This window comes from Streptomyces sp. NPDC030814 (assembly GCF_055572155.1).
On the sequence record NZ_JBVIDX010000034.1, the window covers coordinates 1 to 21009 of the forward strand.

Here is a 21009-nt window from a genome sequence, read left to right on the forward strand (position 1 = left end):
CTGGCCCGGGACTGCCAGAACTTCGTCGAGGTCTACGACATCCTCCATCCGCTCCAGCCGTCGGGGGATCCGCGGCCGATCCGCACCAGCCCCTTCTATGCCCGCCAGCAGGAGTTGGGGGCGTTCTTCCTGGAGGCGAACGGCTGGGAGCGGCCGCAGTGGTATGAGGCCAACGCGTCGCTGGTCGAGGGCCGTAGCATTGCCGCCCCGAACGAGTGGGCGGCCCGGTTCTGGTCGCCGATCGTGGGTGCGGAGGCGCAGGCCACCCGTGAGACCGTTGCGATGTATGACATGACCGCCCTCAAGCGGCTCGAAGTGTCCGGGCCCGGTGCGGCCGGTTTCCTGGAGCGGCTGTGCACGGGCAGGGTCGCCAGGTCCGTCGGCTCGGTGACCTACACCCTGCTGCTGGACCATGACGGCGGGATCCGCAGTGACATCACCGTGGCCCGCCTTGCCCGTGACGTCTTCCAGGTGGGTGCGAACGGCAACCTGGACCTGGACTGGCTTGGCCGGCATCTTCCGGCCGACGGCACGGTGCAGGTGCGTGACCTCACCTCCGGCACCTGCTGTATCGGGTTGTGGGGGCCGCTGGCCCGCAAGGTCCTCCAGCCGCTCACGGACGAGGACTTCTCCAACGACGGGCTGAAGTACTTCCGTGCCAAGCCCGCCCATGTCGGCTCCGTTCCGGTGACCGCGATGCGGCTGTCGTATGTCGGTGAACTCGGCTGGGAGCTGTACACCACCGCCGACCTGGGCCAAAAGCTGTGGGACACGCTGTGGGCGGCAGCCCGGCCGCTGGGCGGCATCGTCGCCGGACGCGGCGCCTTCAACAGCCTGCGCCTGGAGAAGGGGTACCGCTCCTTCGGTACCGACATGACCTACGAGCACGACCCCTACGAAGCCGGCGTCGGCTTCGCCGTCAAGCTCGACAAGGACGACTTCATCGGCAAGACCGCACTGCTTCGCCGTAAGGAGAACGTCCGGCGCAAGCTGTCCTGCCTCGTCATCGACGACCCGCGGTCGGTCGTGATGGGCAAGGAACCGGTCTACGACGGGGACCGCCCGGTCGGGTACGTCACCAGCGCCGCCTACGGCCACACCATCGGCAAGGGCATCGCCTACGCGTGGCTCCCCACGGAACTCACCGCCCCCGGGACCGTGCTGCACATCGGGTACTTCGACCAGCGCGTGGAGGCTGTCGTGGCCGAGGAGCCGTTGTTCGACCCGTCGATGTCCCGTCTTCGTGGGTGAGGGGCGCGGCGTGCCCATCTACGTGTGAGCGATCGCGGCTGAGTACGAGAGGCGGGGCGGCGCGGGTGGTCAGACCCAGGTGTCGAGCCACATCCTGCTCCGCCAGCCCGCGTACGGGATCGTCTGGCCCGAGTAGAGCGGGAAGAAGTAGATGAAGTTCCACGCGATGAGCAGCACCAGGGCACCGGCGACGATCGCGCCGGCGGAGCGGCGGTTCTCTTCCGCTCCCGGTGGTCCGAGCAGCGCGCCCACGGTCATCGCCACCGCCAGACACAGGAACGGCACGAACACCACGGCGTAGAAGGAGAAGATCGTCCGGTCCTGGTACAGAAACCACGGCAGGTAGCCCGCGCCGACACCGCACAGCACTGCGCCCGCGCGCCAGTCGCGGCGCAGCGCCCACCGGAAGAGCAGATAGCCGAGCGCGCAGCATCCCGTCCACCAGAGCAGCGGTGTGCCCAGGGCGAGCACCGTCTGCGAGCAGTCGACCGCGGTGGCGCAGCCGTCCTGCCCGGGCTTCGGCGACTGGTAGTGGAACAGCACGGGACGGCCGAGGACCAGCCAACTCCACGGGCTCGACTCGTACTTGTGCGCGGTGTGCAGTCCCACGTTGAACTGGTAGACCCCGTACTCGTAGTGCCACAGGCTGCGCAGCGGCGCCGGGATCCACGACCAGATTCCGCCGCGGCCATCCGCCCAGTGCCGCCCGTAGCCCTTGTCGGACAGGAACCACCCGGTCCACGTGAGCACATACGTCACCACGGCCACGGGCACGACGGACAGCACCGACCAGCCGAGGTCCTTGCGCAGCACCGCGCGGTACGGGCGGCGGGCACCCGCGACGCGGCGCGCGGCGACGTCCCACAGCACGGTCAGGACCAGGAAGAAGACCAGGACGTAGAGGCCGTTCCACTTCGTGGAGGCGGCCAGGCCCAGGCAGACCCCGGCCGCGAGGCGCCAGGGGCGCGCTCCCGTACCGGTGCGCTCGGCGACGTCCGCGTCGGGGCCCGCGCGGCCGTCGTCGCCGACCGGCAGGGCGGCCGCGAGCCGGGCCCGCGCACGGTCCCGGTCGACCAGGAGGCAGCCGAAGGCGGCGAGCACGAAGAACATCACCACGATGTCGAGGAGCGCCGAGCGGCTCATCACGTGGTGCAGGCCGTCCATCGCCATGAGCGCGCCGGCCAGACACCCCAGCAGCGTCGAACGGAACAGACGGCGTCCTATTCGGCACAGCATCAGCACCGACAGCGTGCCCAGCAAGGCCGTCATGAAGCGCCAGCCGAACGGGTCGAGCCCGAACATCCACTCCCCGACGGCGATGACCCACTTGCCCGTCGGCGGATGCGCGACGAACGTCCCCGGCTCGGTCAGCGAGATCACCTGGGGGTCCGCCAGGATCTGCGGGTCGGCGACCTTGCGGTCCGGCCAGGTCCCCTCGTAGCCGAGACGGAGCAGGGACCAGGCGTCCTTGGCGTAGTACGTCTCGTCGAAGACCACCGCGTGCGGCCGGCCGAGGTCCCGGAAGCGGATCGCGCCTGCCAGCGCGGCGACCAGCAACGGGCCCAGCAGGCCCACCGCGTGCGCGACCCGGTACGCCGCCACCGGCCCGAGCCCGAGGCGCACCCACGGACGCGTCCCCGGTTCAGGGAACCGCGGGACGAGTCGTTCGCGAATGTCGGGCGCCGGATGCCCGGCATACCCGAAGCGGCGCAACCGGTCCCGCCAGGGAACCGGCTCCCTCGCCGCGGGACTCGCCTCCGGAACAGGACCACGCGTCACGTCGCTACTCGTCACCGGGTGACCCTAGTACGTCGACAGCCGTGGCAGGGCCCGCCTCCATCCCGTGCCGGTCGCGGCTCATCGATTCGTCCGAGTGGACAGGGCGGAGTCATGGCCCCTCGCAGCAGTCGGCCTGGATCCAGGCCGACTCCAGGTCACGACAGACAACGGTGAGCGTGCCGTTCCAGAACGCGAGCTCGTGGCTGCAACCGTGCGGGTGAGGCAGGACTTCGTCGAGGATCAGTGTTCCCAGGTCGTCAGCTGGCGCAGTGGTGGTCTTCCAACAGGCAACGCCCGCGTAGCGGATGACCAGGTCCGCGTCGTGCTTCCAGCAGTTGTGCCGAAACCGGATCTCGGCGGCGTTGTCATCGGTTCCGGTGACCCTCACATGCTGGAGTTCCAGGTCCTTCACGCAGCGCTTGCCGCGGAAGTCGTAGTGGCCCGGGTGCTTGTCGGCGAGATCTTGACCCGTGACCCGAGGGCCCGGGTGTCGTCCGCACCATGGTTGGGGCGGGGAGCAGCCGGTCGAGGGTGCGTCGTGACAGGGGCGCGTCCGGGTGGCGGCCCGGGGGGTCAAGCGCGGCCGTGTGCCTCCTGCGAGCGGCGTGACAGGGAGTCGATGACCACCGCGGCGAACAGCACCCCGCCCGTGATCATGAACTGGACGGCGACGGGTGTGTCCGTGATGGCCATGCCCGAGGCGATCGACTGGATGACCAGCATGCCGAGCACCGCCGACCAGGTCGTGCCGCGTCCCCCGAACAGGCTGGTGCCGCCGATGACGGCCGCCGCGATCGCGTTGAGCAGCAGGACGCCCGAACCGGAACTCTGGCTCACCGACGTGATGCGGGAGGCGAGGAACAGACCGCCGATCCCGGCCATGGTGCCCGAGACCGCGAGCACGGCAGTCTGGACCCCGGTCACATTGAGGCTGGCGCGGCGCGCGGCCTCGACACCGCCGCCGAGCGCGTACACCTGCCGTCCGTAATGGGTGCGCCGGAGCACGACGTCCAGGCCGGCCACCACCACGAGGAAGACGAGCAGGGCGAGCGGCAGCCCCTGGAAACGGTTGAGGACGTACGCGATGACGAACGCGGGCACCGCCACCACCCCCGTGCGCACCGCGATGCCCGTGAGCGAGCGGTGCGGCATACCGACCGCCATACGGCGCCGTCTGTCCCGGTGGGAGGCGACGAACACCATGACGGCACTGATCGCCGCCACACCGTAGGCGGCGGCGTCGTGGCTGAAGTAGTGGCTGGTCAGCTTGGCGACGATACCGTCCTCGCCGAGGTTGACCGTGCCGCTGGTGCCCAGGATGTAGAGCATCAGCCCGTTCCAGGTGAGCAGGCCCGCCAGGGTGACGACGAACGCGGGCACCCGGGTCCTGGCGAAGGAGAAACCCTGGACGGTGCCGGCGGCGGTGCCGGCGAGTACCGCGATGACCAGTGCCAGCCATTCGGGCACGCCGTTGTTCACGTTGAGCACGGCGAAGACGGCGGCGGCGAGTCCGCTGATCGCGCCGACCGACAGGTCCAGCTCGCCGATCAGCAGCACGAAGACGATCCCCACGGCGATCAGCCCCGTGCCCACGATGTCCACACTGAGGTTGGACAGGTTCCGGGGCGAGAGGAAGTTCTCGTTGAGAATCTGGAAGGTGATCCAGACGGCGGCCAGGACGAGGACGACGGGCAGCGAGTTCAGCTCCCCGGAGCTCAGCTTGCGCCGGAGGACGGCGACCCCGCGCTCCAGCGTCCCGGCGACGCCCCGTCCGCCTCGCGGCTCACCGGTCTCGGGGCCGGATCCGGTCGAGTCCGTCCTCGGGTCCTCCCGCATCTCGCGCATCCCTCACCACCCAGCCTCGGGGGCGGCCACCCGACGGGGCACGTTCTCCGTGGCGCCGGTGATGCAGGCGATGATCTGTTCCTGGGAGGCGGTGTTCACATCGAAGAAGCCGTTGTTGCGGCCCAGCCGCAGCACGGCGGCCCGGTCCGCGAGCGCCTTGACGTCGCCCATGTTGTGGCTGATGAGCAGGACCCCGAGCCCCCGGTCCCGCAGCTGGTCGACGAGGTCCAGGACCTCGTTGGTCTGCTCCAGCCCCAGGGCCGCGGTCGGCTCGTCAAGGATCAGCACACGGGGCTCGCCCAGCAGGGAGCGGGCGATGGCGACCGTCTGCCGCTGACCGCTGGACAGCGCGACGACGGGGGCGCGCAGATCGGGGATGCCCCTGGTCAGCCGCTCCAGCAGATGCCTGGTGCGGCGCTCCATCTCCACCTCGTCGAGCAACCCGAACCGGCGGATCTCACGCCCGAGGAACAGATTGCCGACGACGTCGAGGTTCCCGCACAGCGCTAGGTCCTGGTACACGGTGGCGATGCCGAGATCCCGGGCGTCATGAGGGCGCCTGATGTGGACCCTGCCGCCCTCCCACTCGATGACACCCCTGTCCGCGGGTGCCACCCCGGAGATCACCTTGACCAGGGTGGACTTGCCGGCCCCGTTGTCGCCCAGCAGAGCGACGACCTGTCCGGCGTGGATCTCCAGCTCGACGTCCTTGAGGACGTCGACGATGCCGAAGCGCTTGCACACACCGCGCAGCGCCAGCAGGGGGGTACTCGGCACGGGCAACCATCTCCTCACCGGGGCGCGGGTCCGGTCGTGACCGGCTGTCAGGTCAGGCCGACCTTCTCGCAGGCGGCCTGTACTGCGGGGGTGCAGATCTGCTCGACCGTGTAGGCGCCGTCCTGCACCAAGGTCTTCTCGATCGTGTCGGCGGTCACGGGTACGGGGGCCAGCATGACGGCGGGCACCGTCCTGCCGTCGGCGGACACGGTGTCCGTGGCCACCTTGTCGAGGCTGTCACCGCGGGCCACCGCCACGGCCATGGCGGCACCGGCGGAGGCCTCGGGCGCGAAGGGCTTGTAGACGGTCATGTACTGCTCGCCGGTGACGATCCGCTGGACGGCGCGCAGCTCCGCGTCCTGTCCGGTGATCGGCGGCAGCGGGTCCACCTTGTTCGCCTTCAGGGCGGAGATGCTGCCGGCGGCGAGACCGTCGTTGGCGGCGTAGACCCCGTCGATGGAGTCGGCGCCGAGGCTGGCTATCGCGCTGGACATGTTCATGTTCGCGGTCTCCGTCCGCCACAGGGCGGTGTCGTACTCCTTGCCGATCTTCACCTTGCCCTCGAGCACCGACAGCGCGCCCTTCTTGAACGCCACCGCGTTGGGGTCGCTGAGATCGCCGTTCATCATGACGATCTGGGCGCCGTCCGCGTCCTCGCCCATGGCCGTCAGCAGGGCTGTGCCCTGGAGCCGGCCCACCTCCTCGCCGTCGAAGGAGACATAACCCGAGATGGGGCCTTCGGCGAGCCGGTCGTAGGCGATGACCGGGATGCCCGCGTCCGCCGCCTTCTCCACCGAGCTCGCGAGTGCCTTGGCGTCCACGGCCACGAGCACGATGGCGTCCACCCCCCGGGTGATCATGGAGTCCACCTGCTCCCGCTGGGCGGCCACATCGCCCTTGGCGTTGCCGTGCTCGACCTCGCAGTCGGAGCAGCGCTCCTCGACCTCCCGCTCCAGCAGCAGCCTGTCCTGGGTCTCCCACCGCGCCGTGGTGGAGTCCGGCAGCAGCAGGGCGATCGTCGTGGCGTCGCTCCCGCCCGACGTGTCGTCGGCGGTGTCGTCGCCCCCGCAGGCGGTGAGGACGACGGCCGTCGAGACCGCGGTCACGGCGGTGGCGGCCACGTCCCGGATGCGGGCCTTCATGTGACTGACCTCCTCGCCCTTCGCCGCGTCGCCCCTCACCGCAGGGGGAAGACCCGTGTGCGTCGCGGAGTCAGGGATGCGTGTCCGGTCGCGGAGCGGAGCGGCACTCCCCGGCTTCGGAACGTACCGCGTGGAAGCGGCGGGGCGACCACGTCGTCAGTGTGTCATCGGCCGAGATGTTCTGCGAATGGTGACCCGCCGACCTTTCAATGGTTCTGTCCGGTTGGTGTGTATATGCGATTCTGGTAGGTGAGTGCCTGATCTTGTCAGGGCTCGCGGCATGGACGGGAGGAAGGTTGCGGACATGCCTCATGACGGCCCTGTCCAGGCCGGAGTCTCGGAGCCGCGGGTGTCCGGCTACGGTGGCGCCGACGCCCGCTATCCCTCTCTGCTGCCGGAGGCCGCGGCGAGCGAACGGGCGCTGACGTTCGCCGGAGCGGCGCTCGCCGCCGTCTACACGGCCGGCGCGACGGACACGGAGCTCCGGTTGGCGGAGACGACGGGACGCGGCGCCGCCGCCTACGCGCCGCCCGACCGGCTGGCCCTGTCCGGCCCGTCGGCCGCCGCGCACGCCGTCCGCACCGGCCGGCCGCTCTGGCTCGATGCCCCGGCGCTCGCCGACTACCCGGAGGGAGGGCCGACGCCGCCGGGCACGCGGGTCTCCCTCGGTGCCCTGCCCCTCAGGGCGGAGGGAGGCCGCCGGGGCTGCCTCGTCGTCGTGGGGCCGTCACCCGCCGGCTTCGACCCCGAGCAGCGCGGCTTCCTCGGACGGTACGCCGACGCCGTCGCCGACGTCCTGCGCGCCGGGGACGGCGGCGCGGTGCCGACGTCGCCGCTGACCACCGCCCTGCGCAATATGCACGTGGGTTCGTTCAGCCTGGTGCCGGACACCGGGCTCATCGAGGCGGACGAGACCCTGCTCGACCTGGTCGGGATCACGCCGGACGAGTTCGACGGCAAGGCGGACACGCTGCTGGCCCACGCCTTCCCGGAGGACATGCACGCCCTGATGTCGGTGGTGGAGCCCACCACCCAGGCGGTCGAGCGGCGAGAACTGGAGTTCCGCGTCCGCTGTCCCACGGGCGGAATGCGCTGGCTGAGCCTCGGCTGCCGGGTCCTGGCCGGCGCCGACGGCCGGCCCGAGCGGGTGCAGGGCATCGTGACGGCGACCTCGGAGTTCCGTCGCAGCGCCGACGACGTCTTCAGGATCCAGTGGCTGACCACGGCACTCGACGCCGCCACGACGGTCCGGGACGTCGGCCGGGTCGTGGTCGGCGCGCTGCGCGAGCCGCTCGGCGCCGACCGGGTGGCGCTCGCCGAACTCCAGGGCGACCGGCTCGTGGTGACCGTCCTTGACCCGCCCCAGACCGTCTACTGGCCCGAGAGATGGCGGGCCGAATGGCGTTCCGAGTGGCCCGAGGCGCCGATGAGCATGCTGCCGACCCTCAGGGCGGCCCTGCGGGACGGACGCATGGACCTGTGGCCGGCGGGCACGGAGTTCGAGCCGGGGCTGGTCGGTGTCGGCCCCGGTGGTCTGGCCGTCCTGCCGCTGCCCGCCAAGGGCCGCGCCGTCGGCGTGTGCCTGATCGGCTGGGACCGTCCGCACGAGTTCGTCCCCGACGAGCGGTCCCTGCTGACCGCCACCGCCGCGCTCGTCGGTGACGCGCTCAAACGCGCGCAGGCGCACGACGCCGAGCAGGAGCTCGCGACGATGCTCCAGCGCAGTCTGCTGCCCCGGCGCCTGCCCGACCTGCCCGGCGGCATCGCCGTCGCCCGCTATGTGCCCGCACGCCAGGGACTCCAGGTCGGTGGTGACTGGTACGACGTCATCGCCCTCTCCGAGGACCGGGTGGCGCTGGTCATCGGCGACGTCCAGGGACACAGTGCCGGCGCCGCGACGATCATGGGCCAGATGCGTACGGCGGTCCGCGCCTACGCGGTCGAGGGGCACCCGCCCGACGTGGTGATCTCGCACGCCAACCGGCTCCTCGTCGGCATGGAGACCGACCTGTTCGCCACCTGCTGCTACGCCGAACTGGACATGGAGGAGGACAACATCCTCTTCGTCCGCGCCGGACACCTCTCCCCGCTGGTCCGCCACGCCGACGGCCGCACCCAGGAGGTACTGGTCGAGGGTGGGCCCCCGCTCGGCATCCTCGCCGACGCCGAGTTCCCCATGACCGCCGTCCCGATCGTCCCCGGCACGGTGCTCGCGCTGGTCACCGACGGCCTGGTCGAGGCCGCCGACCTGCCCCTGGACGAGGGCATGCGCCGGATGCGCGCCGCGCTCACCGCCGCCGATCCGACCGACCCCGGGCGGATGGCCGACGGCCTCCTCGGCGACCTCGGCCCCCGCGAGGACGACGTGGCGCTGCTGCTGCTGCGCTACGACGGGATGCGCACCCGGCCGGTCAAGGCCGGCTGGGCGGTGTGGCGGCTGCCCGACGCGGTCATGCACGCCCGCCGCTTCACCGCGCGCACCCTGCGCCGGTGGCAGGCGCAGGAGGTGGCCGACACGGTGCTGCTGGTCGTCTCCGAACTGGTCACCAACGCCCTGGTGCACACCCAGGGCCCCGTACGCATCGATCTCACCCTGCGCGGAAACCGGGTGCGCGTCTGCGTCAGCGACTCCTCGCCCCGCGCCCCCGCCAAGCCGGTCATCGTGGACTGGGAGTCGACCGGCGGGCGCGGCCTGATGCTCGTCGAGGCGATGTCCGACTCCTTCGGCTCGGTGCCGGTGGCGGGTGGGAAACAGGTGTGGAGCGAGATCGTCGTACCGACACGCGAGGCGGCCCCCGCGGATCAGGGGACCCGAACAGGACCGAGGGACCTGTCATGAGAACACGTACGGGACAGGTCGGCGCGGCGGTCGTCACCGTGCTCATGGCGGTGTCCATGACCGCTTGCGGAGGGGACGACGAAACGGGCTCGGACGGCTTCACCGTCGGTGTGCTCCTGCCGAGCGGGGCGATCCCCCGCTGGGAGCACTTCGACAAGCCGCTGATCCAGAAGCGGATCAAGCAACTCTGCCCCCGCTGCACCCTGCGGTACGCCAACGCCGAGAACGACGCGGCCCGCCAGAGGGAACAGGTCACCTCCATGATCACCAAGGGGGCCGAGGTGCTGATCCTCGATGCCGCCGACACCCGGGCGATCCGCTCCTCGGTCCAGGAGGCCCGCCGCGCGGGTGTCCCGGTCGTCGCCTACGACCGGCTCGCCGAAGGCCCGGTCTCGGGCTATGTCTCCTTCAACGGCGCACAGGTCGGCAGGCTCCAGGGCGCGGCCCTGCTGAAGGCGATGGGTCGCGACGCGAAGGGCGGGACCGTGGTCATGATGAACGGCGACCCCGCCAGCCCGAACGCGGCCTGGTACCGGGAGGGTGCCCTGTCCGTCATCAAGGGCAAGGTGAAGATCGGCAGGGAGTACGAGACCCAGGGATGGAGCACGGAGAACGCCCACACCAACATGGACGCCGCCATCGCCGCCCTCGGCCCGAACCGGATCGACGGTGTTCTCGCGGCCAACGACGCGATCGCCGCCGGAGTCATCTCCGCCCTCAAGAAGGCCGGCGTCCGTGAAGTCCCCCCGGTCACCGGCCAGGACGCCGACCTCGACGCGCTGCGGCGCATCATCGACGGCGAGCAGTCCATGACGGTGTACAAGTCCTTCGGGGCGGAGGCGTCCGCGGCGGCCCGCATGGCTGTCGCCCTGGGCCGCGGCGAGGATCTGGACGACATCGCCACCACCACGACCGACAGCCCCACCACCGAGGACATCCCGACCGTGCTGCTCACCCCCACCCCCGTGACGGCCGGCACCATAGGGCGAACCCTCGTCGAGGACGGCGTCTACACCGTCGACCAGATCTGCACCCCCAGCCTCCGCCCCGCGTGCGCCCGGGCGGGACTCACGAGCTAAGGGCTGTCCGAGGACGTCGGTGACACGTGTGCTGGGTGCTTGAACAGGTGAGGGCCTTCTGGGTTCGGGGTGAGCGCGCCTTCCCGCGGGGACGGGGACTGCGTGAGTGACGGGCCCCGTGCACGACGCACCGGCCCGTTGTCGTGCGATGTTCGACGACGAGCCCCGGCGACGGTAACCGGTCGGACATGGCCTGCCACCGGCCATCGGACGCCAGTTCGGGCTCTGTGGAGTGGTACCGCGTCTATGATCTCCGCAACCGACGGGGGAGAGCGTGTTGCGGCAGACACAGGTGGCGGGTGCGGCGGGAACCGCGCAGCCCGGCAGAGGGCGAGTGGCCACGGCGGTCGCGTACGGCGTGGCGTGTGCGGCGCATCTCATCGTGGCGGGGCTGCTGATCGGCGGCCTCACACTGGTCGTGTTCGGCTGGGCGACGATCGTGCAGCCGGTGATCGGGCTGGTCCTGCTCGGCATCGCCGCCCAACTCCGCCCCCGCTTCGGCGCCCTCGCGTCCGACTGGCCCACCCTGCGGCGCGACGAGGCACCCACGCTGTTCACGCTGCTCGACACGATCGCCGACGAGGTCGGCGAGCGACGCGTCGACGCCGTGCGGATCACCTCGGAGTTCGACGTACGGGTTTCCGCGTACGGCATCCGGCGCAACCGGGTGCTGGACCTAGGGCTCCCGCTCTGGGCGACGTCCGGCCCGGAGCAGCGGGTCGCCGCGCTCACGCAGGAACTGGTGTGTTCCGGGGGTGATGTGAGGCGGGGTGCACTGGTCGGTGCGGCGCTCACCTCGCTGAACGGCGGGATGGAACTGGCAGAGACCCGTCCCGACGCGCCGGCGGGGATCTGGAAGGCGTCCCCCTGCTCCCCCCACGCGGACGAGGTGTCCGAGGCCACGCGTGATTTCAAGAAGCGCGGACGGATCGTCAACTACGTGCTGTGGGTTCCGCAGCTTGTGATGAAGGGCCTGACCCGAGCGCTGCTCCGGCTCACCCTCCCCGCGGCGCGGTACGCGGAGTTCCGGGCGGACCTCGAGGCGGCCCGGGTCGCCTCCACCCCGGCGGTGGTCTCCTTGCTGCGCGACCGGCGGTCGGCCGACAGCGTGGGCAACGAGATGCATCGACTGGCCATCGCCACCCGTACCTTCGGCCGGGGCGACGCGGTGCGGAACGCCGAGCGGGACTTCTGGACCAAGGTCGCCGCCCACGCGGCGTCCCTGCCCGACCGCGAGCCGGACGGCCCGGCCGCCGCCGATGCAGACGACCCGCGGATCGCCCGGCTGAACCCGCAAACCGAGCGGCCCGCAGCGGTCACGCTGGGCGGTACGGAAGCGGACGCCATCGAGAGCGAACTGGAAGGGCCGCGGCGACTGGTCGCGCGCAAGATCATCCAGGAGTGCGTGCTGGTCTGAGCCGCCGTTGTCGCTTCGCGACCGCGCTGCACCAGGCATCGAATACGGTGGACACGGTTCGCTGCCGTGACCGATGATCTCCCGCATGATCCGGGCTGCCACTGTGAACGACGTCGCGGACATCCGCGCCATGATCCGCGAACTCGCCGAGTACGAGAGAGCGGTGGAGCAGGCCCGAGCGACCGAGGAGCAGCTCCGCGAGGCGCTGTTCGGCGACCACCCCGCCGCGTACGCCCTCATCGCCGAGGACGAGGAGACCGGCGAGACCGTGGGGTACGCCCTGTGGTTCCCCCGCTTCTCGACCTGGACCGGAACGCGGGGCATGCACCTGGAGGACCTCTACGTACGGCCGACGGCACGGGGCGGCGGGTACGGCAGGGCCCTGCTCGCGTCGCTCGCCGCGATCTGCCTGCGGGAGGGGTTCGAGCGCTTCGAGTGGTGGGTCCTCGACTGGAACGAACCGGCGATCGGCTTCTACAAGTCGCTCGGCGCCGAACTCCTGGAGGAGTGGACGGTGTGCCGGCTGAGTGGTGTCCCCCTCGGCGAACTCGCGGCTCAGGCTCCGCGGGCCCCTCAGCCGTAGCGATCGAAGAGGGCTTGGAGATAGGACTCCAGTCGCGTGGTGAGGACCGCGGGCGTCAGATCGCGGCGGCCCACCTCCCGCCACGGGACGGCGACTTTCTCGGCGTCCGGCGCGAAGGCCAGCGCGTCCAGCAGCCGCCAGTACAGGTGGGAGGCAGGATCCTCGGCCAACCGCCCGCCGGCCGCGGCATAGCGGTCGGCGAAGCGCATGCCCTCGGGGACCCCGTGCAACAGGGCCAGAGCCGTCGAGCAGTGCGCCACATCCAGGTCGGCCGGCCCCCAGGACGTCTCCACCCAGTCGACGACGCCGCTGACGCGGAGACCGTCACCGTCGCCGGTGAAGAGAACGTTCCCCGGGTGGAAGTCCCGGTGGAGGAAGCAGGACCGGTGGTCCGGCGGCTCCCGCCGGATGACGTCCACGGCCGCCCGCCACAGCTCGGGCCGGCGCGTGCCGTCGGGTGGTCTCACCCGCTCGGGAGAGGTCCACGCCTGATAGACGCGAGGCCGCTGCTCCTCCGCCACCGCCAGACGGTGGATGCCCAGCAGCTGACGCGCGAGCAGTTCGGCACGACGATCGGCGTCCTCGCCGTCCAGACGCACGGACCCCGGCAGCAGGGACATCAGCAGTGACGGGTGGTCACAGTGCTCGCCGGCCGGGTCCACCGCGACCGGTGCCGCCCTCGGCACCCCTGTGCCGCCGAGCAGGCGCAGCACGTTCGCCTCGCGGGTCAGCAGCCCCTGCGCGTGCCGTACGAAGAAGGGCTTGACGAAGGACCGCAGCACCAGTGAGCGCCGACCGCCGGGTCCCTCGACGTCCAGCCGGCGCATCTGCGACGTCCAGCCGCCACGCAACCGTGTGACGTCCACGATCCGTTCCCCCTCCGACAACTGCTGCTCGACCCAGCCGCGCGTCGCGCTCCACCTCTGGTCGGCAGGGTCGGAACCGCCGGCACCTTCTCGTCCTCCCGTCACCTGCTCACTCCCGCCTCGTGTCGTGCGTCTCGATGTCGGCCTCTGTTGCGTCCGTCGGACCCCGGCTCGGTGTGCCGTTCACAGATCGGCGAGTTCGAGGAGGCGTTCCATTTCCTCCGGGGGCACCGAGGGGGAACGCGCCGCGGTGCCGGCCACCCACTCGTCGGGGTCGGCGATCAGGGCCAGTACGGCGGGCCCCGGCAGATTCGGGTGGCCGGCCACCGCGCGCCGTACCCGGGCGGCCTCGTCGGTCGCCAGGCGTTCGGCCAGCCCGGCGGGAAGATCCGGATCACGCGGTGCGAGATCCCGTATCCGGGGGTCGGGGTCCGTCGCGAACCGGTGCAGCGTCTCGCGCGGAAAGACGACGTGATCGGCCGGGCGTCCCGGCCTCTTGCGGTTCTCCTCGTGCCGGCGCTCGACACGTTCGGCCGTCTCCGGGTCCAGGCCGGGCATACGCCGGGCCGCGACGGCGCGCACGGTGGAGTCCTCGTCGTCGAGCAGCCGCGCGAGCGCCGAGGCGGGCAGCCCGCCGCTTCCCGCCGCCGAACGCCGGAACGCGGCGTACGGCGAGTCGAGATGGTCGAGCGGCGATGCGGCGACCCACGGGACATGCCGTTGGACGAGGTCCACGTACGCGAAGTAGTACTCGAACGCCTCCTCGTCCGCCGCGACGATGTCGGTCCGGGCGGTCTCCGAACGGGCCCGCACGTCCGCGTGGATCTCGGCGCGGGTCTCCTCAGGGGTGTCCGCCCGGGCGAAGACCTCCGTCCTCACCAGCGGCGCGGGATCCCGGGCGAGCTGGTCGCGCAGGTCCGGCGGCAGCCCGGGATGGGCGGCGACGGCCCGGCGCACGTCCGGGTCGGGGTCCGTGGCGAGGGCGCGGGCCGTGGCGCCGTCGAGACGCAGATGGGCCACCACGCCCGCCCGGGTCACGGGGTCGGCGAGCAGCGCGGCGTGCAGGTCGGCGGGCGGCACAGGGTGAGGGAGCTTCCGGAAGTACGTCGCGCAGGCCGCCGCCCGTACCGTGTCCTCCGCGTCGGTCAGCAGCAGCCGCCGGATGTCCTCCGGTGCGTCCGTCCACCACTGAGCCAGCGCGACGCGCACGGAGGGAACGGGGTCGCGTACGAGCCGGGCCCGTAGATCTGAGGGTATGTTCGGGCTCTCGGCCAGGAACTCCCGGACCTCCGTGGCAGGGTCGGCCACGAGTCGCTCCCACACCCGCCGCGGCAGTCCCGCGCCGCGGATGACGACCGCGGCGCGGGTGAAGTCCTCCTCGGCGTCGGCGAGCCGGGCCCGGGCGTCCGGTGGCAGCTGCCAGTTGCAGGCCAGCGCGTGCATGAGGTCGGCGTCCCCGCCCTCGATGACCTCGTCGACCACATCCGACGGCAGCTCCGGCCGTTGTGACAACGCCTCCACGCCGGCCGACCCGTGACCCAGCAGACGGCGCAACAGGGGAGTCGGCAATGCCGGGTTGAGCGCCAGACCGCGCAGGACCCGGTCGAGATGGACGGGAACGGGCACCGACGGCTGCATGATCGTCATACTAAGCGGCAGGCGCTGGGGCTCAGTCCCCGAGGCGGTCAGCGTCATCGGCGTTTCTGGACGGCTCGTCGCCGTCACGCTGCATGGGGCCCCACTCGCCCTCCTGGCGGTCGACGGTCTCCTCGGCCTCCTTGATGAGCGTCTCGTCGATCCAGCCGACGGGTTCGATGTCACCGAGGAGAGGTTCGTTGTCGGGCCCCCGCCCCTCCACCCGGCCGCGCAGGATCCACGGGCGCACTCCCGGTCCCTTCTCGCGCGGAAGGTGCGAGTAGTCGTACAGACGGCGTGCCACCCACAGTTCCACGGGCCGGTCCTCCCACCAGGGCTCCAGGTCGAGGGGGTTGGCGGACAGCCCCGGCAGCCGTACGCCCGTGAGGCCGTCCCTGCTCGTGGCGAGGTCGCGGTCCGCTTCGGGGCCGTGTGACCAGCGGACATGGAGACCGGAGGCGTGCTGGACCAGGTCCGCCAGTTCCTTCAGGGACCGCAGCACGGGGAGTTCGTCTCGGGTGCTCATCGAGTCCTCGGGTCCGTCGTGTCAGGGACGGTCGTCGTCCGCGTCGCCGTTACCGACATCGCTGTCGCCGTCACCGGTCTCGTCGTCGCGTGCTCCTTCGGCCTGGGGGGGTGGTGCGGGGCACCTGCTCGTCCGGGGCCGGTTCGCGGCCGGTGTCGACGTCGGAGCCGGTGTCGGGTTCGCCTTCTGCCTGGGACGGGCTCTGTTCGCTCATCGCTGTGCACCCGGGCCATGCGGGTCGGAGGTGCGGAAGGTGGACGCGGTCTGTTCCCGGTGGAGTTCCTCCAAGGTGTTCAGTTGCTGGTGGCCACGGCGCAGGAGCTCGTCGAGCACGTCGGTGTCGAGGCGCTCGTCGCTCTCGGAGAGCCGCCGCAGAGCCTCCCAGCAGGCGATCTTGCCGCTCACCCCGACCCGCAGCGCCTCCAGTTCGACCACCGTGCTGAGCGGGGAGCGGCGCACCAGCCTGCCGTTCGCCTTCAGTCGTCCCAGCTTCTCGGCGGCCCAGCCCATGCAGACCTTGTAGCGGCGGACCGGGATGTGCAGCCGGTGCAGCAGGTCCGTCAGGCTGCGCCGGTCCTTGGCGATCTCGCCGGCGATCGTCTCCAGAGTCGGGCCGAGGGCGGTGCCACGGCAGGACCGGGCCAGGTAGCGGGCGCGGTCGGTGCCCGCGGTGGCGCCGGCCAGGTGGTCGTTGAGGTAGATGGAGAGCAGATCCGTGTCCGTCCGCTGGACGAAGGCGGACCGGGGCCGTGTCGCATGACTCATCACGATGCTCCTTCGCGGTCTCCACATGGGCGCGGGGCAGGGTGCCCCGCTTCGCCTTCCCGGCACCTCGCGAGCCGCCGCCGACCGAAGGCCCCTCGGGAGACCCGGCGGCCCCCGGGTACCGAAGGCCCCACCGAGTACCCCGGCGGCCCCGGCGAACACCTTGGCCTGTTTTGTTCCTCATGGGCGTGGCTCATGCCGCGGGTACCCGGTCACACCTGCGGAAACGTGCTGACGCCGCGGTGAAGTGGGCGACCGTCCGTTCCAGGCCCTCCTCCCACGACACCCTCGGGTTCCAGCCGAACAGCTCACGGATCCACGTGGTGTCGGGCACCCGGCGCTCGGCCTGCCCGGCGGGGCGGTGGACGAAGCGCAGCGGCGAGTCGGAGCCCGTCAGGGCGATCACCCGGTGGGCGAGCGCTGCGACGCTCGTCTCCTCGCCGCCCACGTTGACCGGGCGCACCGAACGGGCCGCCGCCACCCGCAGCACACCCTCGACCGCGTCGTCCACGAAGCACAGCGACCGTGTCTGCCGGCCGTCGCCCGCGACCGTCAGCGGCTCCCCGGCCAGGGCCTGCCGGATGAACGTGGACACCATTCGCCCGTCGTCCGCACGCATCCGGGGCCCGTAGGTGCTGAACACCCGTACGATCCCCGCGTCGGCACCCTTCGCGCCCGCGTACGCGGTGACCAGCGCCTCGGAGAACCGGTGGGCCTCCTCGTAGGCGGAGCGCGGCCCCACCGGGTCGACCTCGCCGACATCGTCCTCCCGCTGCGGATGCCCGCGCGAGCGGCCGTAGACGGCCGGGGAGGACCCGAGGAGGAACCGCGCGCCGTCCCGGCAGGCCACCGCCAGCGCGTTGCGGGTGCCGGTGCTGCCCGCCTCCAGCGTCTTCAGGGGCAGGCGGCGGCGGTCGGCGGGTGCGGCGGGGCCGGCGAAGTGGAGGACCAGGTCGTACGGGCCGTGGAGCAGGTCGATGAGGCCGGCCGCGGTGGGATCGGCGATGTCGTGGACGACGAGGCGGAAGCCCGGCCGGTCGCGCAGCGGGGCGATGTTGTCCGGCGAGCCCGTGGAGAGATCGTCGACGCAGTCCACGGCGACCCCCCGCTCCAGCAGGCGTTCGCACAGATGCGAGCCGAGGAACCCGGCGCCTCCGGTGACCAGGGCCCGTTCCCAGGCGCGGGGGCCGGACGGGATGAACCTCACGGATGTCATGCGCACCACCTTTCGGGGACTGGTCGGATCAGGGGCCCGACGGCCGGCGGCGCAGGCGCTCTGGTGCCCGTGGCGGGTCGTCCTCACGCGCGGGACGGGCATGCCGGGCGGGGTGTTGTCCGGGTCACTCCCGACGGGGACGGCCCGAAGGTGTCGTGGCCGCTGTGAGGAAGCCCACCTGGCAGCACAAGAACGCGCAGGGCACGAGCAGTTGGGCGGGTGGGCGGGCGGGCTCACCGCCGTCACGAGGGGGCGCACCCTTCCCCTCTGCCACGATGGGCGATGCCGTGCCCGGGACGGACCCACGTGGTGGGACACCGACTCCCCGGGGCGGCCTCCGGAGTGATCCGGTGGAGCGGCCGTGCAGCGCAGCCGGCGTTCCGAGACCTCGCAGTCGTACCCCCGTCCCCCTGCCCGAGTCCACGGACCCGTCTCCGAGTAGCTCACCGTGCCTTCTTCACCTGTGGGCCGCGCGCCCGCCCCTGCCTCGCGCTCGCCCTGGCGTTCCCTGAAGTACCCCAGCATGCGCTGGTGGTCCCTCGCGAACTTCCTGTCCAACGCCGGGACGTGGATGCAGCTCACCGTCCAGAACCTCCTGGTGCTCCAGATCACCGGCTCCGCCGCCGCGACCGGCCTGTCCATCTCCGTCCAGGCCGCGCCCGCGCTGCTCGTCAGCCTCGTGGGCGGCGCCGCCGTGGACCGCTGGCCCCGGAAGACGACCGCCGCGGTCAGCCAGGCGCTGCTCGCCGCGGTGGCCTTCGTGACCGCCGTCCTCGTCGCCACGGACCGGATCGATGTGACCGTGCTGATGGTGCTGGCCGCCGTGACCGGCCTCGTCGCCACGGTCGACGGGCCCGCCTGCGCGCTCCTCGGCAACGACCTGGTCCGCAAGGAGGACGTGCCCTCCGCCATCGGCGTCGGCTCGCTGGTGCACAGCGCCGGACGGCTCGCCGGGACGGCGCTGGCCGGGGTGACCGTCGGGTTCCTCGGGACGGCCGCCGCGTACACCGCCAACGGACTGTCCTTCCTCTTCGTCGCCTCGGTCATCCCGTTCCTCCGTCCGGTGCACGAGGCGGTGCAGGCCTCCGGGACCGCCTCCGCGAAGCCTGTCGTCCCCAAGCCGTTCGTCCCGGCGCAACGCGGGACGCCGACGGGGACTGCGCGGACGACGGCCGAGGCGCCGACGACGGCCATGGCGCCGACGACGGCCACGGCGCGGACGACGGCCGGGGCGGAGCGTCATGGCCACCGCACCGACATGACCGTGCGTCAGGGGCTGGCCTACTTCTTCCGCCGGCCCCGGTTGGTGGCGCTCGCCGGGATCACCGGCATCAGCTCGATGTTCGGGCGGAACTACGGGCTGACACTGGCCGTGCTCGTCACCGGGCCCCTCGCGGGCGGCGCCGGGGCGTTCGGCACGGTCTCCACGGTGCTGGCCGTGGGCGGCATCCTCGGGGCGGTCCTCGGCGCCCGGCTGCGCAGCCCGTCCGTCCGTCTCGTCGGCGTGCTGGCGGCCGGCGGAGCCCTGCTCCAGGCGGTGGCGGGGTTGTCCCCGTCGCTCGCGGTACTCCTGGTCCTCGTCCTGCCCATGGCCGTGCTGGAGTCGGTCTCCGACACCGCGGGCACCACGGTCCTCCAGACCGATCCGCCCGCTCATCTCCGGGGCCGGGTCCTCGGCGTGTGGGGCAGCATCAGCACCGGCTGGGGCCTCGCCGGCCCGCCGCTGCTCGGCCTCCTCATGGAACTCGCCGGCGCCCGCGGCACCCTCGTCACCGGCGGCCTCCTCATCGCCGCCGCCATCACGGCGGGCTTCGCCCTGCGCCGCCGCCGGACCACGACCGCGCTGGTCCCCGACGCCGAGGAACACGAGGTCCGGGGCTTCACCGCCGAGCCCGGCCCCGTCCACGACCGGACGACAGCGCCCCAGCCGGGGCTGAGCACGGCGGCCTGATCCGCCCGACCCGCGTCCACGCCCCCCGGCGCAGGCGCCGGCGGCCCCTGCCCACCGGCGCGCGCCGGCACTGGCCGCCGACCCACTCCTGCCCGTACGCCGCCGGGTCACCGGAGCGCCGCCGGGACCGCACCGCGGCGGGCGGGCGTCAGTCTGTTTCGCGAGCGTTCGCTCCTTCCCGCTCGTCGCCTCCCCGCCCGGGTGCCTACGGGACCGGGACGCGACGCGCGCGGGTCGGTACAGCCGGACACCCCCGGCCCGCCCCGGCCTCACCTCGGTGCCTCCGGGGCCAGGACCCGGCCGTCCGGCTCGGTCTCGCCCGGATCGGTGTTCAGGACGTCGACGGCGGCCGTGACGACTTCGTCGACCGTGATGCGGAGGAGGCGTTCGTCGGGGAGGCGGCCGTGGGCGTCGCCCGGCCGGGGAGAGGGGGCGCCGCAGGGGTGCCACAGGACGCGGTGTCGTGGGCCGGCGGGCGGTCCCCAGAGCCGGGGGGCCACCGGTCCGAACAGGACCACCGACGGTGTGCCGAGGGCGGTGGCCAGATGGGCCGGGCCCGTGTCGCCGACGACCACGCAGCGGGCCCCTGCGACGAGCGCGGCCAGTCGCCGGAACGGCAGGTCGCCGTCCGCGCCGCCCAGCACGGCGGACGGCGGCAGCCCCGCCGCCGCGGCCACGTACCGGGCCCCCGCATCCTCCCCGGCCCCCGCCGTCACCACCACCTCGTGCCCCCGGCGCCGCAGTTCCGCGGCCACGGCCGCGAACCGTTCTCCCGGCCAGCGGCGCGCCCCCGCGTCCGCACCGGGATGCACGACGACCGCACCGGGAGCGGGCGAGGGTGCCGTGGGCACCGGGATGCCCAGGTCGTCCGGGTCCGCCTCGACGCCGTACCAGCCCAGCAGCCGGCACCAGCGCTCCCGCTCGTGCTCGTCCTCCCGCCACACCGGCCCGGAGACGCCTGGCGTCCCCGAGTGCGCGTACGCGAAGAGGCGGCGGGGGTCCAGCCGCTGGAGCAGCAGATGGCTGGGCGGGCCGTTGCCGTGCAGATCCACCGCGAGGTCGGGCGGGGGGCCGGTCCACGCGAGGTCCGCCGGGACCTCCCGCCCGGCCGCCGACGTCGGCAGCAGCCGGTCCACCAGGCCCGTCGCCGCGGTCGCCGGGGCCAGCCGCTCCGGGGCGGCCAGCACGATCTCATGACCGGGCAGCTGCCGGCGCAGGGCCTTCAACGCGGGCACGGCGGTGAGGAGGTCGCCGAGCCCGAGCGCCCGCAGCACCAGCACGGCCGGGCGGTGCGCCCCGGCGCCCCGCTGCCGCGGTTTCGCTTCCATGCCGCCCACC

17 protein-coding genes are annotated in these 21009 nt (G+C 72.3%); 6 read left to right on the forward strand and 11 right to left on the reverse strand.

Translation table 11 applies throughout. From position 1 onward, the window contains the following. Nucleotides 1-1251, forward strand: a 1251-nt coding sequence (locus ACZ43N_RS38970; RefSeq protein ID WP_468104091.1) for a glycine cleavage T C-terminal barrel domain-containing protein, incomplete at its 5' end; no start/stop codon positions are given. 69 nt (nt 1252-1320) lie between these two features. Here the strand turns inward: ACZ43N_RS38970 and ACZ43N_RS38975 are convergent. The 5 genes from ACZ43N_RS38975 to ACZ43N_RS38995 form a co-directional block, all read right to left on the reverse strand. Next, complete coding sequence (locus tag ACZ43N_RS38975; RefSeq protein ID WP_468104093.1) at nt 1321-3045, reverse strand: dolichyl-phosphate-mannose--protein mannosyltransferase; 1725 nt, start codon at nt 3043-3045, stop codon at nt 1321-1323. A 94-nt stretch (nt 3046-3139) separates the two neighbouring features. Continuing rightward, on the reverse strand, nt 3140-3442 hold the full coding sequence (locus ACZ43N_RS38980) for a hypothetical protein (RefSeq protein ID WP_468104094.1): 303 nt from the start codon (nt 3440-3442) through the stop codon (nt 3140-3142). A 161-nt stretch (nt 3443-3603) separates the two neighbouring features. Continuing rightward, on the reverse strand, nt 3604-4866 hold the full coding sequence (locus tag ACZ43N_RS38985) for a sugar ABC transporter permease (protein ID WP_468104189.1): 1263 nt from the start codon (nt 4864-4866) through the stop codon (nt 3604-3606). A 12-nt stretch (nt 4867-4878) separates the two neighbouring features. Then, a complete protein-coding gene (locus ACZ43N_RS38990) occupies nt 4879-5652 on the reverse strand; it encodes an ATP-binding cassette domain-containing protein (protein ID WP_468104096.1) in 774 nt (257 codons plus the stop codon). A 47-nt stretch (nt 5653-5699) separates the two neighbouring features. Beyond that, complete coding sequence (locus ACZ43N_RS38995; protein ID WP_468104097.1) at nt 5700-6794, reverse strand: sugar ABC transporter substrate-binding protein; 1095 nt, start codon at nt 6792-6794, stop codon at nt 5700-5702. A 304-nt stretch (nt 6795-7098) separates the two neighbouring features. Between ACZ43N_RS38995 and ACZ43N_RS39000 the strand changes: the two genes are divergently transcribed. The 4 genes from ACZ43N_RS39000 to ACZ43N_RS39015 all read left to right on the forward strand — a co-directional run bounded on the left by ACZ43N_RS39000 (nt 7099) and on the right by ACZ43N_RS39015 (nt 12712). Then, on the forward strand, nt 7099-9633 hold the full coding sequence (locus ACZ43N_RS39000; protein ID WP_468104099.1) for a SpoIIE family protein phosphatase: 2535 nt from the start codon (nt 7099-7101) through the stop codon (nt 9631-9633). Then, nucleotides 9630-10712, forward strand: a complete 1083-nt coding sequence (locus ACZ43N_RS39005) for a sugar ABC transporter substrate-binding protein (protein ID WP_468104100.1) — start codon at nt 9630-9632, stop codon at nt 10710-10712. Before ACZ43N_RS39000 ends, ACZ43N_RS39005 begins: the two co-directional genes overlap by 4 nt. A gap of 274 nt (nt 10713-10986) precedes the next feature. Beyond that, on the forward strand, nt 10987-12129 hold the full coding sequence (locus ACZ43N_RS39010; protein ID WP_468104102.1) for a M48 family metallopeptidase: 1143 nt from the start codon (nt 10987-10989) through the stop codon (nt 12127-12129). Between the two features lie 85 nt (nt 12130-12214). After that, nucleotides 12215-12712 carry a GNAT family N-acetyltransferase gene (locus ACZ43N_RS39015; protein ID WP_468104104.1) on the forward strand — a complete coding sequence of 166 codons (498 nt, stop codon included), beginning with the start codon at nt 12215-12217 and terminating at the stop codon, nt 12710-12712. Here ACZ43N_RS39015 and ACZ43N_RS39020 read toward each other — a convergent pair. From ACZ43N_RS39020 to ACZ43N_RS39040, 5 genes are all read right to left on the reverse strand, one after another. After that, nucleotides 12703-13683, reverse strand: coding sequence for a phosphotransferase family protein (locus tag ACZ43N_RS39020; protein ID WP_468104106.1), 981 nt, complete (start codon nt 13681-13683; stop codon nt 12703-12705). The two genes, ACZ43N_RS39015 and ACZ43N_RS39020, sit on opposite strands and share 10 nt — an antisense overlap. A gap of 78 nt (nt 13684-13761) precedes the next feature. Beyond that, the gene (locus tag ACZ43N_RS39025) at nt 13762-15216 is read right to left on the reverse strand and encodes a hypothetical protein (RefSeq protein WP_468104108.1); all 1455 of its coding nucleotides are present in this window, start codon (nt 15214-15216) and stop codon (nt 13762-13764) included. 31 nt (nt 15217-15247) lie between these two features. After that, the gene (locus ACZ43N_RS39030; RefSeq protein ID WP_468104110.1) at nt 15248-15739 is read right to left on the reverse strand and encodes a DUF6098 family protein; all 492 of its coding nucleotides are present in this window, start codon (nt 15737-15739) and stop codon (nt 15248-15250) included. Nucleotides 15740-15949: 210 nt separating this feature from the next. After that, nucleotides 15950-16504: a hypothetical protein gene (locus ACZ43N_RS39035; protein WP_468104112.1), complete on the reverse strand. Its 555-nt coding sequence runs from the start codon at nt 16502-16504 to the stop codon at nt 15950-15952. A gap of 193 nt (nt 16505-16697) precedes the next feature. Beyond that, on the reverse strand, nt 16698-17720 hold the full coding sequence (locus ACZ43N_RS39040; RefSeq protein WP_468104114.1) for an NAD-dependent epimerase/dehydratase family protein: 1023 nt from the start codon (nt 17718-17720) through the stop codon (nt 16698-16700). Between the two features lie 523 nt (nt 17721-18243). On the opposite strand from ACZ43N_RS39040, the gene ACZ43N_RS39045 reads away from it, so the two are divergent. Beyond that, nucleotides 18244-19671, forward strand: a complete 1428-nt coding sequence (locus ACZ43N_RS39045; RefSeq protein WP_468104115.1) for an MFS transporter — start codon at nt 18244-18246, stop codon at nt 19669-19671. Between the two features lie 269 nt (nt 19672-19940). On the opposite strand, the gene ACZ43N_RS39050 is transcribed toward ACZ43N_RS39045, so the two are convergent. After that, the gene (locus ACZ43N_RS39050) at nt 19941-20999 is read right to left on the reverse strand and encodes a glycosyltransferase family 9 protein (RefSeq protein ID WP_468104117.1); all 1059 of its coding nucleotides are present in this window, start codon (nt 20997-20999) and stop codon (nt 19941-19943) included. Between the last annotated feature and the right edge of the window lie 10 nt (nt 21000-21009).

Bases quoted from the DNA above. Each gene is read 5' to 3' on its own strand.
- ACZ43N_RS39005 (WP_468104100.1), top strand. From the start codon at position 9,630: ATGAGAACACGTACGGGACAGGTCGGCGCGGCGGTCGTCACCGTGCTC.
- ACZ43N_RS39040 (WP_468104114.1), bottom strand. From the start codon at position 17,720: ATGACATCCGTGAGGTTCATCCCGTCCGGCCCCCGCGCCTGGGAACGG.
- ACZ43N_RS39000 (WP_468104099.1), top strand. From the start codon at position 7,099: ATGCCTCATGACGGCCCTGTCCAGGCCGGAGTCTCGGAGCCGCGGGTG.
- ACZ43N_RS39035 (WP_468104112.1), bottom strand. From the start codon at position 16,504: ATGAGTCATGCGACACGGCCCCGGTCCGCCTTCGTCCAGCGGACGGAC.
- ACZ43N_RS39025 (WP_468104108.1), bottom strand. From the start codon at position 15,216: ATGCAGCCGTCGGTGCCCGTTCCCGTCCATCTCGACCGGGTCCTGCGC.
- ACZ43N_RS38985 (WP_468104189.1), bottom strand. From the start codon at position 4,866: ATGCGGGAGGACCCGAGGACGGACTCGACCGGATCCGGCCCCGAGACC.
- ACZ43N_RS39030 (WP_468104110.1), bottom strand. From the start codon at position 15,739: ATGAGCACCCGAGACGAACTCCCCGTGCTGCGGTCCCTGAAGGAACTG.
- ACZ43N_RS39050 (WP_468104117.1), bottom strand. From the start codon at position 20,999: ATGGAAGCGAAACCGCGGCAGCGGGGCGCCGGGGCGCACCGCCCGGCC.
- ACZ43N_RS39015 (WP_468104104.1), top strand. From the start codon at position 12,215: ATGATCCGGGCTGCCACTGTGAACGACGTCGCGGACATCCGCGCCATG.
- ACZ43N_RS39045 (WP_468104115.1), top strand. From the start codon at position 18,244: ATGCGCTGGTGGTCCCTCGCGAACTTCCTGTCCAACGCCGGGACGTGG.
- ACZ43N_RS38995 (WP_468104097.1), bottom strand. From the start codon at position 6,794: ATGAAGGCCCGCATCCGGGACGTGGCCGCCACCGCCGTGACCGCGGTC.